This window comes from Undibacterium hunanense, assembly GCF_014284335.1.
Taxonomy (GTDB): domain Bacteria; phylum Pseudomonadota; class Gammaproteobacteria; order Burkholderiales; family Burkholderiaceae_D; genus Undibacterium; species Undibacterium hunanense.
In genome coordinates this window covers 24,534-40,243 of sequence record NZ_JACOGF010000002.1, presented here as the reverse complement: position 1 = coordinate 40,243, position 15,710 = coordinate 24,534, and the positions used below count along the sequence as shown (strand labels likewise).

15 protein-coding genes are annotated in these 15,710 nt (G+C 52.6%); 8 read left to right on the top strand and 7 right to left on the bottom strand.

Annotated features, from left to right (window positions below; translation table 11 throughout):
- Window positions 1–149 precede the first annotated feature (149 nt).
- The 6 genes from H8L32_RS03360 to H8L32_RS03335 form a co-directional block, all read right to left on the bottom strand.
- Window positions 150–1,370: an ABC transporter substrate-binding protein gene (locus tag H8L32_RS03360; RefSeq protein WP_186945776.1), complete on the bottom strand. Its 1,221-nt coding sequence runs from the start codon at window positions 1,368–1,370 to the stop codon at window positions 150–152.
- A gap of 84 nt (window positions 1,371–1,454) precedes the next feature.
- On the bottom strand, window positions 1,455–2,174 hold the full coding sequence (locus tag H8L32_RS03355; RefSeq protein ID WP_186945775.1) for an ABC transporter ATP-binding protein: 720 nt from the start codon (window positions 2,172–2,174) through the stop codon (window positions 1,455–1,457).
- Window positions 2,171–2,944 (bottom strand): ABC transporter ATP-binding protein, encoded by a 774-nt coding sequence (locus H8L32_RS03350; protein WP_186945774.1) that lies wholly within the window; start codon window positions 2,942–2,944, stop codon window positions 2,171–2,173. Before H8L32_RS03350 ends, H8L32_RS03355 begins: the two co-directional genes overlap by 4 nt.
- 466 nt (window positions 2,945–3,410) lie before the next feature.
- A complete protein-coding gene (locus H8L32_RS03345; RefSeq protein WP_186946281.1) occupies window positions 3,411–5,030 on the bottom strand; it encodes a GMC family oxidoreductase in 1,620 nt (539 codons plus the stop codon).
- A gap of 17 nt (window positions 5,031–5,047) precedes the next feature.
- Window positions 5,048–6,088: an NAD(P)H-dependent flavin oxidoreductase gene (locus H8L32_RS03340; RefSeq protein ID WP_186945773.1), complete on the bottom strand. Its 1,041-nt coding sequence runs from the start codon at window positions 6,086–6,088 to the stop codon at window positions 5,048–5,050.
- 865 nt (window positions 6,089–6,953) lie between these two features.
- Window positions 6,954–8,450, bottom strand: coding sequence for a CoA-acylating methylmalonate-semialdehyde dehydrogenase (locus H8L32_RS03335; RefSeq protein WP_186945772.1), 1,497 nt, complete (start codon window positions 8,448–8,450; stop codon window positions 6,954–6,956).
- Between the two features lie 113 nt (window positions 8,451–8,563).
- Between H8L32_RS03335 and H8L32_RS03330 the strand changes: the two genes are divergently transcribed.
- The 4 genes from H8L32_RS03330 (at window position 8,564) to H8L32_RS03315 (ending at window position 11,168) form a co-directional block, all read left to right on the top strand.
- A complete protein-coding gene (locus H8L32_RS03330; protein ID WP_186945771.1) occupies window positions 8,564–9,448 on the top strand; it encodes a LysR family transcriptional regulator in 885 nt (294 codons plus the stop codon).
- Window positions 9,449–9,601: 153 nt separating this feature from the next.
- Entirely contained in the window at window positions 9,602–10,330 is a 729-nt protein-coding gene (locus tag H8L32_RS03325) for a substrate-binding periplasmic protein (RefSeq protein WP_186945770.1), read from the top strand.
- Entirely contained in the window at window positions 10,330–10,611 is a 282-nt protein-coding gene (locus tag H8L32_RS03320) for a hypothetical protein (RefSeq protein ID WP_186945769.1), read from the top strand. Before H8L32_RS03325 ends, H8L32_RS03320 begins: the two co-directional genes overlap by 1 nt.
- Before the next feature lie 77 nt (window positions 10,612–10,688).
- Complete coding sequence (locus H8L32_RS03315) at window positions 10,689–11,168, top strand: FKBP-type peptidyl-prolyl cis-trans isomerase (protein ID WP_186945768.1); 480 nt, start codon at window positions 10,689–10,691, stop codon at window positions 11,166–11,168.
- Between the two features lie 37 nt (window positions 11,169–11,205).
- On the opposite strand, the gene H8L32_RS03310 is transcribed toward H8L32_RS03315, so the two are convergent.
- A complete protein-coding gene (locus H8L32_RS03310) occupies window positions 11,206–11,454 on the bottom strand; it encodes a hypothetical protein (protein ID WP_186945767.1) in 249 nt (82 codons plus the stop codon).
- Between the two features lie 251 nt (window positions 11,455–11,705).
- Between H8L32_RS03310 and glpK the strand changes: the two genes are divergently transcribed.
- The 4 genes from glpK to H8L32_RS03290 all read left to right on the top strand — a co-directional run bounded on the left by glpK (window position 11,706) and on the right by H8L32_RS03290 (window position 15,708).
- Window positions 11,706–13,175, top strand: a complete 1,470-nt coding sequence (glpK, locus tag H8L32_RS03305; RefSeq protein ID WP_186945766.1) for a glycerol kinase GlpK — start codon at window positions 11,706–11,708, stop codon at window positions 13,173–13,175.
- 178 nt (window positions 13,176–13,353) lie between these two features.
- Window positions 13,354–13,887 carry an SRPBCC family protein gene (locus tag H8L32_RS03300; protein ID WP_186945765.1) on the top strand — a complete coding sequence of 178 codons (534 nt, stop codon included), beginning with the start codon at window positions 13,354–13,356 and terminating at the stop codon, window positions 13,885–13,887.
- A 42-nt stretch (window positions 13,888–13,929) separates the two neighbouring features.
- On the top strand, window positions 13,930–14,313 hold the full coding sequence (locus H8L32_RS03295; protein WP_186945764.1) for a hypothetical protein: 384 nt from the start codon (window positions 13,930–13,932) through the stop codon (window positions 14,311–14,313).
- 180 nt (window positions 14,314–14,493) lie between these two features.
- Window positions 14,494–15,708 (top strand): DUF3419 family protein, encoded by a 1,215-nt coding sequence (locus H8L32_RS03290; RefSeq protein ID WP_186945763.1) that lies wholly within the window; start codon window positions 14,494–14,496, stop codon window positions 15,706–15,708.
- Window positions 15,709–15,710 lie beyond the last annotated feature (2 nt).

Genomic DNA, 15,710 nt, shown 5'->3' with positions numbered 1-15,710 from the left:
GAAGCATCGTTTTTAAACGATGCTTCACGTGAATCAACGGCAATTTTGAAATTCAATTATCGGGATGCAGAGCAAGGCGCAAAACGCAGCAATACATAAGTATTGCGAGGCTTTGCAACGCCGCTATGCGCCCGAGAATTGGATTTCAATTATTTCCAGAGGACGCATTTGGATTCGGCCTTAGTGGTAAACGCCTGTTCACCCGGAATAGTCTGCGCTACCTTGTAGTAATCCCATGGTTCCTTGGATTCGGCATTCGATTTCACCTGCATCAGATACATGTCATGAATCATGCTGCCGTCGCCGCGGATGTAGCCGTTTTTGGCATACATGTCATTGACCTTCATGCTCTTCAATTGCGCCAGGACCTTGTTGGTATCGTCGGTACCGGCAGCCTTGACTGCATTCAGGTAAGTCAGTGTGGCGGAATAATCTGCGGCCTGCAGGCTGGAAGGCATTTTCTTCATTTTTTCGAAATAGCGGCGTGACCATTTGCGCGCTTCTTCGTTCTGGTTCCAGTACCAGCTATCGGTCAGGTACATGCCCTGGGTGGCGTTCAGGCCCAGAGAATGGATGTCATTGATAAACATCAGCAAGCCAGCAAGTTTCATGGTCTTGGTTATGCCGAATTCATTCGCTGCCTTGACTGCATTGATGGTGTCACCACCGGCATTGGCCAGACCCAGGATCTGTGCCTTGGATGCCTGCGCCTGCAACAGGAAGGAAGAGAAATCAGACGCCGACAAAGGATGTTTGACCGAACCTGCCACCGTGCCGCCATTGGCTTTCACCACGTTTGCGGTATCACTTTCCAACGACGCACCAAACGCATAATCGGCAGTCAGGAAATACCAGCTCTTGCCACCCTGTTTGACCACTGCTGAACCTGTGCCCTTGGCCAGCGCCACCGTGTCATACGCGTAGTGAACAGTATGTGGGGTGCATTCTTCATTGGTCAGACGTGCAGAACCGGCACCGATAGAGATAAAGACTTTCTTCTTTTCATTGGCCACTTTGGACATGGACAACGATGTGCCTGAATTGGTACCGCCTATCAGCATGTCAACGCCGTCACGGTCAAACCATTCCTGCGCTTTGGCAGAGGCGATATCCGCCTTGTTTTGATGATCCGCAGTGACCAGTTCAATTTTCTTGCCCAGTACTGTACCGCCAAAATCGGCAATCGCCATGCGTATGGCTTCGGCACCGCCTTTGCCGTCAATATCAGAATACAGGCCGGAAATATCGGTGATGAAACCGATTTTAACCACATCACCAGAAACCTGCGCATTTGCATTCAGCGCAAAGCCAGCCAGTGCAGCAGAAACAGCGAGACTTGCTACTTTTAATTTTGTGAATGTTGCTTTCATGCGTCTTCTCCAATCATATTTTTATTCAACCCTGCTTCACCAAGACAGCGAGGCAGTCACTTTACAGACTAAAACCAGGCACACCTACACACCCAACAACTCATTCAAGACCGGCATTTTTTCCTGCAATTGGGCAGCCGCAAAATTCTCCACGATCTGACCGTGCTCCATGACGTAAAACCTGTCCGCCAGCGGAGCAGCAAAGCGGAAATTCTGTTCCACCATGACGATGGTATAACCCTTGGCTTTCAGGGTTGTGATCATGCGTGCCAAAGCCTGCACGATGACCGGTGCCAGACCTTCAGAAATTTCATCCAGCAGCAACAGGCGGGCGCCCGTGCGCAAGATGCGCGCTACCGCCAGCATCTGCTGTTCGCCACCAGACAGGCGCGTGCCCTGGCTGTTTTTACGCTCCGCCAGATTCGGAAACATCTCGTAAATCTCGGCAACCGACATGCCCTTGTTATCTTTCGACACAGACGGCGGCAGCATCAGGTTTTCTTCTGTGGACAAGGATGAAAATATCCCCCGTTCTTCCGGGCAATAGCCGACGCCCAGATGTGCCACCTTGTGGGTAGGCAGGTGGATGGCTTCTTGCCCATTGATCTTGATCGACCCCTTGCGTGCCCCCGTCAGGCCGACGATGGCGCGCATGGTGGTGGTGCGACCAGCACCGTTGCGACCAAGTATGGTCACGACTTCGCCCTGGTTCACCTTCAGGTTTACGTCATGCAGGATATGGGATTCGCCATACCAGGCTTGCAGGCCGGTAATTTCCAGTGCGGCAACATTTGCAGCGCTCATGCGTGCGCTCCTTCCAGTTCGCCGCTGGTGCTGCCCATATAGGCTTCCATGACTTTGGGATTGGTCGATACTTCTGTATAAGTACCTTCGGCCAGCATGGCACCGCGTTGCAAGACAGAAATCTTGTCGCAAATACCCGACACCACATTCATATTGTGTTCCACCATGAGTATGGTGCGGCCCGCCGACACCTTCTTGATGAGTTCGGTCACCCTGTGCACATCTTCATGGCCCATGCCTTGCGTGGGTTCATCCAGCAACATCATTTCGGGTTCCATGGCCAGCGTGGTGGCGATTTCCAGGGCACGCTTGCGGCCATACGGCAAATCCACGGTCACCGTATCAGCAAACGAAGTCAGGTCAACCTCGGCCAGCAATTCCATGGCACGGGCATTGAGCTGATTCAGTGATTGTTCGCTTTTCCAGAAATGGAAGGATGTACCCAGTTTTCTTTGCAGGCCTATGCGTACGTTTTCCATCACCGTCAGGTGCGGGAACACGGCTGATATCTGGAATGAACGTATGATCCCCTGCCGCGCAATCTGGGCCGGTTTGGCCGAGGTGATATCGCGGCCATTGAACAGAATTTGTCCCGAAGTCGGGACAAGAAATTTGGTCAGCAAATTGAAACAGGTAGTCTTGCCGGCACCGTTAGGGCCGATCAGGGCGTGGATATGCCCACGCTGCACCTGCAAATTCACTTCGCTTACAGCTGTAAAGCCCTTGAACTCTTTGGTCAGGCGCTTTGTCTCCAGGATGACGTCGGTCATCTCTTCTCCTTATTGTCTGGCTTATGGTGTGTAATCCACTACGTCCAATGCGACAACTCTTCCTTTACTATCCGGAAGTTTTTTTATATTAGCTTTTCATAGTAACCAGCAAATCAATTTCTAAACAATACGGTATAACTACTGTAAGTAAAACCACGCAGGACTTGAAAGTTTTTGTTTTCCCAATTTATTCATGAGAATTTTCTTCACTATCACATCAAATGTGCTGGTTTCAAATTTCGAGTAGCGAGCACAAATACCTGCCTTAAGCTCCTTCCCCTTCAAGGGGAAGGCGGGGATGGGTTTCTGAAGCAAATACACTGGCATTTAAATCAACCAAGACCCATCTCCACCTCCCACTCACCTTCCATCCACCACACCGCTTGCAGGCGGCTTAGATGCCGTCAGTCCAAAACATGCTTTGTGAAATCCCGACAACATCCCCTCGAAAGAGAGGGATTTGACGCTATTTTCCCAATATACTCCTCGCTGCCTTCTCCGCAATCATCACAGTCGGTGAGTTGGTATTACCTGAGGTTATGGTTGGCATAATGGAAGCATCTGCCACGCGCAGGCCGGCAATACCGATCACCCGTAAGGCGCTATCGACTACTGCCCCAGTATCGTCTACACGGCCCATTTTACAAGTACCGACCGGATGGAAAATCGTCGTCCCTATGTCACCCGCAGCCCTGGCAAGTTCTTCTTCCGTCTGGAACTGCACGCCTGGCTTCATTTCTTCAGGTTTGTATTTTTGCAGGGACGGTGCAGCTATGATCTTGCGCGTCAGCGTCAGAGAATCCGCAGCTATCTTGCGGTCTTCCGGTGTCGTCAGGTAATTCGGTACGATTTTCGGTGCCGCAGAAGCATCATTGCTGGCGATGCGCACATGGCCACGGGAAGTAGGGCGCAGATTGCAGACACTGGCGGTAAACGCCGGAAAATCATGCAGGGGATCACCAAATTTTTCCAGTGACAAAGGCTGTACATGGTATTGCAGGTTAGGGGTCGCCTGGCTGGCATCCGAACGGGTAAACGCACCCAGTTGCGACGGTGCCATCGACATCGGGCCGCTCTGGAACAGTGCATATTCCAGGCATATGCGCGCCTTGCCCAGCAAGCTGTTGGCCATCTTGTTAAGGGTTTTGGCCCCACTGATTTTAAATGCAGAACGAATCTGCAAATGGTCTTGCAGATTAGCACCCACACCCGGCAAGTCATGCACAACAGCAACACCAGCCTGTTGTAAATGTGTCCCATCTCCTATGCCTGACAATTGCAGGATCTGTGGCGAACCGATGGCCCCTGCCGCCAACACCGTTTCTTTCACGGATTCAGCAAACCAGCTACGGCCACCGCCGATAAATTCAACTCCCGTACAACGCTTGCCCTGCTCCGTATCCTTGATGCACAGCTTTTGCACCTGGCAACCGGTCATGATGGTCAGGTTGGGCCTTGTCGCTGCCGGTTTCAGAAATGCCTTCGATGCATTCCAGCGCACACCACGTTTCTGGTTCACATCAAAATAACCACAGCCTTCATTATTGCCACGGTTGAAGTCATCGCTTTTGGGTATGCCAACTTCGGCCGCTGCCTCGCGGAAGGCATCCAGGATTTCCCATGACAGCCTTTGTTTTTCCACCCGCCACTCACCGCCGCTGCCATGGAATTCTGTATTACCGCTGTAGTGGTCTTCACTCAGTTTAAACAGCGGCAAGACATGCTCCCAGCGCCAGCTATCGTCACCTGTCATATCTGCCCACTGCTGGTAATCCCTCTCTTGCCCACGCATGTAGATCATGCCATTGATGGATGAACTGCCACCCAACACCTTGCCACGCGGATAGATCAGGCTGCGGCCATTCAGGCCCGCTTCTGCCTCGGTGCGTAACATCCAGTCGGTACGGGGATTATTGATGCAGTACAGATAACCAACCGGGATATGTATCCACACATAATCATCCTTGCCACCGGCCTCGATCAGCAAGACCCTGTTGTCCGGGTTTTTGCTCAGGCGGTTCGCCAGCACGCAGCCTGCCGTACCGGCACCGACGACGATGTAATCATATTGTCCTGCTGCTTCCATACCGTTTTCCTTGTGGTTCATGAGTCCTGCATTTCTGCGACGAGTGCGGCCATCAGTTCACTGACCGTCAAATCCCTTGCTGCTGCCACGCCCTGCCCGGCCCACATCGACATCAGGCCGGTATTGCCTGCTTTTGCCGCTGCTGCCCGTATGGCGCCAGTCAGTGCATTCTGTATCGGGTAAGCAGGTACCTTGTCGGCCACGACTGCCATGGTCTGCATGTAATGATTGTCCAGACCACGCGCAATACGTCCGGAAAAAGCTCGGGTCTGACGCGTGGTATCGCTGCTGCTTTCCAGCAGACGCTGTTTATAGGCCGGGTGGATGGCCGATTCCTTCGTCGTCAAAAATGCCGTCCCCATCTGCACCCATTGCGCCCCCGCCTGCAACGCCTGCTTGATCTGTTTGCCATCCATGATGCCGCCAGCCGCGATCAAAGGCACCTCGATATGTGCTTTACAGGCTTCCAGCAAAGCAAACAGGCCCAGGGTCGAATCCTTTTGCGCGCCGATGAAGGTCCCCCTGTGGCCACCCGCTTCCACCCCTTGCAGGCACACCGCATCCGCCCCCATGGCTTGCCAGACGATGGCTTCCTGCAGATTGGTGGCAGTACCGACCACCAGAATGCCCGCATCATGCAAGCGTTGCAGCTGGCTGCCATGCAATACATCAAAGGTAAAACTGGCCACCGCTGGCCGCGCCGTAATCAGGGCATCAAGCTGAGCTTCAAAGTCTTCACACCAGCGTGTCGGCGTCGGCAAGCTATCCCAGCCCAGTTCCTGACAAACCGGCTGCAACAACAGCTTGGCCGCTTCCAGTGCCGCAAAATCGACTTGTGGCCGGGTTTGTACAAACAGGTTAATGGCGAAGGGCTTGTCCGTCAGTCTTCTGATGTGTTCAGCCTGTTCTATGATGGCCAGTGGAGTCAGCAAGGGGGCAGCGAGAGAGCCCAGGCCACCCGCATTCGACACTGCCGCCACCAGCTCGGGCGTGGTGGCACCACCGGCCATGGGGGCCTGGATGATGGGGTGGGGGCAGAGGGTTTGCATGGATAACATGGGGGGCTCCGGGTTGGGTGTTGATCGAATGATTTGGGTTAGGGAAATCAAGCTTTCTTAATTGCCGTACGATTTTCGTATTTGTACGCTAACTCATTTATTCACTTCTGTCACTGCATTACGATTGCAGGTCGGGGGTAGCCCGACAGCTACCCTACTTTCTTGTCTTGCCAAGAAAGTAGGGGCAAAGAAGGCGCCCGCGGCGTCGATGCCCCTTCGGGGTCCCCGTTTGTGCGGTACAAAAAATGGGAAGGTCCGAAACTCGCTTCGCTCAGACACCGGCCCTTCTTTTTCCATTTTCTGTACCGCACAAACGGCATCGCCACAGCGGAACTGCGAAGGTCAAAAACAACAGCAAAATCAAAAGCAACGGCAACCCCAAAAACCCAAATTAATTAACGGTATTCATCACAATTTAAGTTTCGGTCGCATTGCCGTTGGTGTTGCTGTTGCTTTTGACTCTGCTTTTGCTTTTGACCTTCAACCGCTTGGGACAATGTAATTTGTGCGTCACAGAAAATGGAGAAAGAAGATCCGATGTCTGAGCGAAGCGAGTTGCGGATCTTCCCATTTTTTGTGATGCACAAATTATGCTGAAGCGCAGCGTAAGCACCCGTAGGGCGAGTCTGCGGTCGCCTTTCTTTGATTCCTTTCTTTGGCGAAGCAAAGAAAGGAATTCGGCCGCCGGGCCGAGTCCCGGCTTGCATCCACGAAGGGCAATCGTTTTAATTAACGACACGGCATACTACGACAGACACTAGGCTCCAGCCTTCGCTGGAGCGACGAATTTGTGATTGTCGTGTATCGACAGAACCCCATCCTCATCCCACCCTTCTCCTTGAAGGAGAAGGAGCAATGCACGCCATTACTTCGCCACCGGCATCGTAAACTCCGCACCCTTCCCTATGCTATCCGGCCACCTCTGCATAATCGATTTATAACGCGTATAAAACCGTATCCCCTCTTCACCATACGCATGCACATCACCAAACAGCGAGCGCTTCCAGCCGCCAAAAGAATGCCAGGCCATCGGCACAGGAATTGGTACATTGATGCCTACCATGCCAACCTGGATGCGGCGGGAAAATTCGCGGGCGGTGTTGCCGTCTGCGGTGAACAAGGAAACGCCGTTGCCAAATTCGTGGCGGTTGATCAGTTCTACTGCAGACGCAAAATCAGGCACGCGGACTACGCATAACACCGGGCCAAAAATTTCTTCGCGATGGATTTTCATGCCCTCTCTGACATGATCAAACAAACAGCCGCCAAGGAAAAAACCGCCTTCATGACCAGGCACTGTCAGGTCACGGCCATCAACCAGCAACTGTGCGCCTTCGGCTATGCCTTCAGCGATATAAGATTCAATTTTCGCCTTGTGTTGTGCGGTCACCACCGGGCCCATTTCGGCATCGGCTTCCATGCCGTTTTTGATCTTCAGGGCCTGTACACGTGGCACCAGGGCTTCCACCAGTTTGTCCGCGACATTGCCCACTGCGACAGCCACTGAGATCGCCATGCAGCGTTCACCGGCAGAACCATAGGCAGCACCCATCAGGGCATCCACGGCCTGTTCCAGATTGGCGTCGGGCATCACCACCAGGTGATTTTTTGCACCGCCCAAAGCCTGCACGCGTTTGCCCATGCGGGTGCCTTCGCTATAGATGTATTCGGCAATCGGCGTGGAACCAACGAAAGAAATTGCAGACACATCCGGATGCTGGAGCAAGGCGTCAACCGCCACTTTATCGCCTTGCACGACATTGAAAACACCATCTGGCAAACCGGCTTTTTTAAGCAGATCGGCAATCAGCAAAGAGCAGGAAGGATCGCGCTCGGACGGTTTCAAAATGAAAGTATTGCCGGTCGCAATCGCCAGCGGTGCCATCCACATCGGCACCATGAAGGGGAAGTTGAAAGGTGTGATGCCGGCCGTCACACCCAGCGGCTGGCGCAAGTTGTAATTATCTATGCCGCCACCGATATTGTCAGAAAATTGCGATTTCAGCAGTTGTGGCATGCCGCAGGCAAATTCCACGATTTCTATGCCGCGCGTGACTTCACCCATGGCATCCGACAAGACCTTGCCATGTTCACGGGTGATCAGGGTAGCCATTTCCTTGTGATGCTGGTCCAGCAATTCCTTGAACTTGAACATCACACGGGCACGCCGCAACGGTGCAGTTTCTGCCCAGGCCGGTGCGGCTGCCTTGGCGGCAGCGATAACGGCATGTACTTCATCCAGACTGGCCAGGGCAACGCGGGCCGTGACCTCGCCCGTGGCAGGATTGAACACATCCTGCTGGCGGCCGCTGCTGGAGGCATAAGCCTGCCCATTCATATAATTCGATAGTGTGGATGTCATAAGTAAACCTTAGAGGTAAATTGATGTTTGTGCCTTGGTGCCGATGAGATTAATTCACTCTTCATCGTAAATCCAATGAGTTATTATCAATGGCAATATAAGGATTACTAATAATGGACTTGACACAACTCCGTGCTTTTGTTGCTGTGGCCAAAGAAGGCAACCTGACCCGGGCGGCGGAACAATTGCATGTGACACAACCGGCGGTCAGCCTGCAGATCAAGGCCTTGCAGGATTACCTGCAACTACAGTTATTCACACGCAGCGCCAGCGGCATGCGCCTCAGTAATGATGGTGCAAAACTGCTGCCTTATGCAGAGAAAGTACTGGCTGGCATGAGCGAGTTTCGCCAGGCCGCCTACGCCTTGCACAGCACCATTTCGGGTGAGCTGGCAATAGGCACCATACTCGACCCCGAATTCACCCGCCTGGGGGTATTTTTGAAGCGCCTGGTTGAGACTTATCCACAGTTATCCACAAAGTTGCAGCAAGGCATGTCGGGTACGGTACTGCAACAAATCCGTGCCGGCACGCTGGATGTCGGCTTTTATCTGGGGCAACCGCCAGACGATGGCAAAACTCCCTGCCACAGCCTCGCGCTGACCACTTTCAATTACCGCGTGGTAGCCCCCAGCGGCTGGAAAAACCGGGTAGCAGGCCAGGGCTGGCCCAGTCTTGCCCGCCTGCCCTGGCTATGGACGCCGCCAGAATCGGCCCATCACCGCCTGCTGAGCAAGATTTTCAATGAACACGGCGTCAGCGCCAATATCGTCGCCCTGGTGGATCAGGAGCCATCCATGCTCGATCTGGTCAAATCCGGCGTCGGCCTCAGCCTGATACGCGATTCCATCGCCATCCGGGAAGCTCATGCTCATGGCCTGGTTATTGCTGATGCAGTCAGCGTACCGACTGAACTCAGTTTCATCTGTCAGGAAAAACGTCAGCACGAAGCCATGATTGCCGCCAGCTTTGCCTTATTGAATGCCATCTGGAAATAATGCTCGTGCGGACCATGTCACCCAAGTCCTGATAAAGAGACAGATGTAGGGAATTGCCACGTCATGTAGTGAAAATAGCTGCTAAATAACTGCCAAATCGTGAAATTCAGCGGTATATTTCCAACACTAAAAAAATATACCGGGACCCTAGTCGTGAAATTGTTCGTACCTTGCTTCGTATTTTGCCTGACGCTTACCCCACAGCTAAGCCGCGCAGAAACCATCAAACTGCTGATACAGGAGTATGCACCCTTCACTCACACAGATCCCAAAAGCGGTGAAATCCAGGGCATATTGACTGAAAAAATACAGGAAATCCTGAAGCGTGCAGGTGATACCTCCACCATCAGCATTACCTCGCTGGCCCGTGGCCTCAATTCCACCCTGAATGAAGACAATACCTGTCTGTTCGGCTTTCGCCGTACTGCTGATCGCGAGAACCTGTATAAATGGGTAGGTCCGCTGACCAATGACACCTGGGTACTGTACGCGCGCAAAACCGACACCCGGGTATTAAAAACCCTGGAAGATGCCAAACCCTATTCCATAGGCTCCTACAAGAATGCCGCTACCGGTACACAACTGAGTGAGCAGGGTTACAAGATAGAATTTTCCAACCAGGATGAAGACAATCCGCGCCTGCTGGTCAACAACAGGCTTAATTACTGGATCGTGTCAGAATCGCACGGCATGGTTCTGGCCCAGCAGCAAGGCTATGGAAATGATATTGTGCGTGCCGTTAAATATAAAACCATGGAACTGAACATGCTGTGCAATAGCCGTATGGACAAACAACGTATAGAGTTATACAACAAGCTCAACAAAGAACTGGATAATGACGGCACCATGGAAAAAATCATGCGTAAATATGGATTGAAATAATGGCACGCTCCACCAAAGCCAGCTATGCCGTCAACCGCCTGCGTGAACGCAGCAACAATGCCCCCTATTCCATGGTCAGCATGGCCGATGGCCGGTTTTACCTGACCCTGGCAAACACCGAGGATGAAGATGCTGCACCGCAAGTGCTGGGCGAACCCATGGAAATGGATGAATTTGTTGCCTACGTCAATAATGTGCACAAGCAGGCTCCCAAAAAAGCCAGCAAGCTTGATATTGCGTTTGAGAAAAAAATTCAGGCATCCAAAGACAAAAACAGCTGATGCCCGCTTCATCTACTTCTTTCATCTGCTTATTGCACATACTTCCACCCACTTCCAGCAACCATAAGGATAAAAGAATGAAGTCTCGTCTGCTCATCAGCCTCCTGGCAACCAGTCTTTTGCAGGCATTACCCGTACATGCAAACCCTGCCCCGGAAACGCCTGCCCAGAGCCAGGCAACAGAAGCAAGTGTGCCAGCACCGGCAGAAGGACCCAGCGTACAAAAGATTGACCTGGTAGTCGGCAAGGGATTTGAAGCCATAGCTGGCCGCAACGTAGTCGTGCATTACACCGGCTGGCTGCATGACCCATTCGCCAAGCAGGAACGTGGCAAGCTGTTCGACAGTTCAAAAGGCCGTGGAACATTCAGCTTTGTCCTCGGTGCTGGCCGTGTGATCAAGGGTTGGGAACAAGGCGTGGCCGGAATGCGGGTCGGCGGCAAACGCACACTGATCATTCCACCAGAACTGGCGTATGGTGCCAAAGGGGCAGGCAATGGCCTGATACCGCCAAACGCACAACTGATTTTTGATATTGAATTGCTGGACGTGAAATAAGGCAAGTCAGGGCAAAGAAACACCGGTTTGTGTTGCCCTACTTATCCTTGTCCTGAACATCAAACCACACCGTTTCATTCGAATACACCGCATAGAAAAAGCTACAGATGACCAGTACGGTAGCCAGGGTTCCGGTGATGAACAGGGCACTTAGTCCGGTTGGAAAAATATACTGGTACCAGCCCAGCAAGGTGAGCACCACCATGAAAAAAAACGCCAGCATAATCAGGCGACGGCTCTTGCGCATGGTGCCAAAAGCGATCAGGATCAGTATAAGTAAAGACAATGAAAAATTGATGAGACCGGGCACAAACTGACCTTTTCTGCATTTTATAAATGCGACATATGCCGAATTTTAATTACTATTTCAACTATAACAAATACCAATATATTTGCCTGTGTCCCGAAGTAAAGAATTTGTAAGCAGATGTCAGCACCAATAAGCTGAAGCAGGGCAAGAACACCAAGCAAAACATCACACCAGATACCATATAAACCGTTGTTTATTGCAGCCACCGGGACAAATCAGGATCTTCCATGACTTATCTGCTCGCTTTAGACCAGGGCACTTCCAGTTCACGCAGTATCATTTTCGATGAACGCGGCCAGTTGATCGCATCCGCTCAGCAAGAATTCCGCCAGATTTTTCCGCAACCAGGATGGGTAGAGCATGATGCCACCGAAATCTGGCAAACCCAGTTCGCCACCTGTAGACAGGTATTGCAAAATGCCGGCCTGCAAGCCAGTAACATTGCTGCCCTGGGTATTACCAACCAGCGCGAAACCACCATACTGTGGGACAGAAAAACCGGCCAACCCCTGGCCAATGCCATTGTCTGGCAAGACCGCCGCACCGAATCCTATTGTGAACAACTGCGGCAACAAGGCAAAGCTGAACAGATACAGGCCAGGACCGGCCTGATACTTGACCCCTATTTTTCTGCCACCAAGCTGAAATGGCTGCTGGACCAGATTCCCGGTGCCAGACGCCGTGCCGATGCCGGTGAACTGGCATTTGGTACCGTTGATAGCTGGCTGGCCTGGCAACTCAGTGCCGGCAAACTGCATGTCACCGATGTCAGCAATGCTTCACGCACCATGCTGTACAACATCCATCGCGGTGAATGGGATCAGGATCTGCTGGACTGGTTTGATATCCCGCCATCGCTATTGCCACAAGTCCTGCCGTCCAGCCACCGCTTTGGTGAAACCAGCCTGCTGGGCGACAGTATTCCCATCGCCGGTATCGCAGGTGACCAGCAGGCAGCCTTGTTCGGCCAGGCCTGTTTTACCCCCGGCATGGCAAAAAATACCTATGGCACCGGCTGTTTCATGCTCATGCATACAGGTGATAATTGCCCGGTATCGCAAAATGGCCTGATCAGCACCGCTGCCTGCCAGACAGACACGCGACCCCAGTATGCCCTTGAGGGCAGTGTATTTATTGGCGGTGCCGTCGTGCAGTGGTTGCGCGATGGTTTAAAAGCCATACAGCATTCCACCGATGTCGAAGAACTGGCAGCCAGCGTGCCGGATTCTGGCGGCGTGGTCTTTGTACCCTCTTTCACCGGTCTGGGTGCACCTTACTGGGTGCCGTCCGCCAAGGGTGCCATACTGGGCCTTAGCCGCGGCAGTACCGTTGGACACATTGCCCGCGCCGCCCTGGAATCGATTGCCTTCCAAAGCACCGCCCTGTTGCAAGCCATGACCAGGGATGCCGTTTCCCCCATCAGTGAACTAAGGGTGGACGGTGGTGCAGCAGCCAATAATCTCTTGCTGCAATTCCAGGCGAATTTGCTGGGCATACCCGTGATACGCCCCAAAGTGACAGAAACTACAGCACTTGGCGCGGCCTACCTGGCCGGGCTGGGAACAGGGATTTATCAAAGTACCGATGAATGTGCTGCATTATGGCAAATGGACAGACAGTTTTTCCCCACCATGAGCAGGGACCAGGCAGCCAGCCTCATGCGCGAATGGGAAATTGCCGTAGGCCGCATTCGTTGATAAATAGCTTGATAATGTGTGTGGACAAGCTGTGAGTAAGCTACCAATAAGCCATGAATAACATGTGGATAAGCTGTGGATAAATGATAGATAAGTGATAGATAAGCGACTGAATTTGCTTTAGATTTACGGCTATAACGGTCGTGGCATTTTTACCTTCCCCTTACAGGAGCAGAAAATGAAAATCATCAAATGGATAGCCGGTATTCTTGTCACCCTGGTCGTCGTCCTGCTCGGTATTGCCTATTCCCTGCCGAATGAATATAACATCAGCCGCAGTATCGTCATCCAGGCCCCGCCCGCCAAAATTTTCCCGCTCATCGCTGCACCCAAGGCCTGGAAAAACTGGTCCGTATGGAATCAGCGTGATCCTTCCATGGAAATGCAGTATTCCGGACCAGAATCCGGCCCCGGCGCTGCCTGGGACTGGAAAAGCAAAAGCCAGGGCAACGGCGGCATGAAGTTCAGCCAGGTACAGACTGACCAGAAACTGGAATACGAACTGCACTTCGAAGGCATGGGCAAACCCTCAGTCGGTGCAATGCTGCTGGAAGTACAGGCTGGCGGTACCAAAGTCACCTGGGATATGCATGGCAGCAGCGAGGGAAACCTGATGATGAAGCTATTTGCCCCATTTATGGATAAAATGGTGGGTCCCGACTTTGAAGCTGGTCTGGCTAACTTAAAAAAACTGGCTGAAAAGACGACCTGACATAGTCAGCTTGTAAAGAATCCCCCTAATCCGATTGCATCAATGAAACTCAAGTTTGCCCTGATCCTGGCCTTGCCACTGCTGACCGCATTGCCAGGTGTATCCGTTTTTGCTGCTGAAGCCGGCAAAGCTGCCCCTCCCGCCAAGGCTAACCAGGGCACCCAGGCCGTCTTTGTGGTCGCCCCGGAAGATCTGCCCAAGCAAAATAGCGGTGTGCAAATCGACGCCCCCAAACAAAAAGCCATAGCAAAAAGCAATAAACCCGATGTCGCCATCCAGGTCTGGTCCGGCCCAGTGCCACTGGCGGGCGGCCTGTGGATACTGGTTGCTTCCATGCCGGTGCTGGCTTCACTGTACTTTGCCTATCAGTTACTGATGTTCATCAAGGCACGCCGCCGCAGGTTATCCACAGAACGTGGCAGTTAAAAAAACAGGTCAAATGGCCTGTAAAAACAACTGTACTGAAACCACAACATCTGTGGAGTGGTTTAGTGACAAATCCTTATATGGTTAGTTGTTTTTCATTGAAAATTCATCTCCCTGTCACCAGCCTGTCACCTGCACATCCTACAGTCTTCCTTATCTAAACCATAAGTGGAGACCAGCATGTCCACCAAAGCCCTGATAGACAGCGCCGTTTTCAATTCCACCACGTCCGGCCGCAAAGGTCTGGCAGACAAGCTGTTCGCCCACTGGTTCAGCCGCCTGGTGTACGCCCAGATCTGGGAAGATCCGCAATCTGATCTGGATGCTCTGCAACTCAAGCCAGGTGCAAATATCCTGACCATCTCTTCCGGCGGCTGCAATGCCCTGGCTTATCTGTCTGCCGAACCGGCTGCCGTACATGCCGTTGACCTGAATGCAGCCCATCTGGCCATGCTCAATATGAAGCAAATGGCTATCAAGCATTTGCCCGACTACCAGGCAGTACTGGCCTATCTTGGCAATGCCAACCAGGCCGATAACCTGAAACGCTATAAGCGACATATCCGCAATCATCTGTCCGACGATGCCAGCAATTTCTGGGAAAGCCGTTCCTTGTCCGGCAAGGCACGTTACCATTACTTTGCCAGTGAAGCCTATCAGCATGGTCTGCTGGGCAACTTCATCGGTTTTGCTCATTTCTTTGTACGCCTGATGGGTGGCGACATGAGCCAGCTCATGCAAGCGCGCAACCTGCAAGAACAGGCAGAATTGTTTGAACAACACGTGGCACCGGTATTTGAAACCCGCCTGTTCCGTCTGATTGCCAGCCAGCCACTGGCCCTGTACAGCCTGGGTATTCCGCCATCTCAATTCGAAACCCTGAAAAAAGATGCCAAGGAAGGGCTGCATGTCCTGTTCAAGGAAAGAATGCGCCATCTGGCCTGTGATTTCCCGCTGGATCACAACTGTTTTGCCCAGCAAGCCTTTGGCCGCCGCTATGACACCAGGCAGCAAACTGCTTTGCCCCTGTACTTGCAGCAACAGCATTTCAGCAGCCTGCGTCAGAACATCGACAGGCTGCATGCACATCACACCACCCTGACCGATTTCCTGCTCGGCCAGCCACGCGGCTCGATGGATGCCTATCTCTTCCTCGATGCGCAAGACTGGATGGATCAACAACAACTGACAGAACTGTGGAAAGAAGTCACCCGCACGGCAGCACCGGGTGCCAAAGTCGTATTCCGTACCGGCGGCAGCGAATCACCGCTGGAGGCGCAATTACCGGCTGAGATACTGGCCGCCTGGCATACAGACGCTGAACATAACCGCAAGCTGTACCAGACAGACCGGTCCGCCATCTATGGCGGCATGCACCTGTACACCAAATACTGATT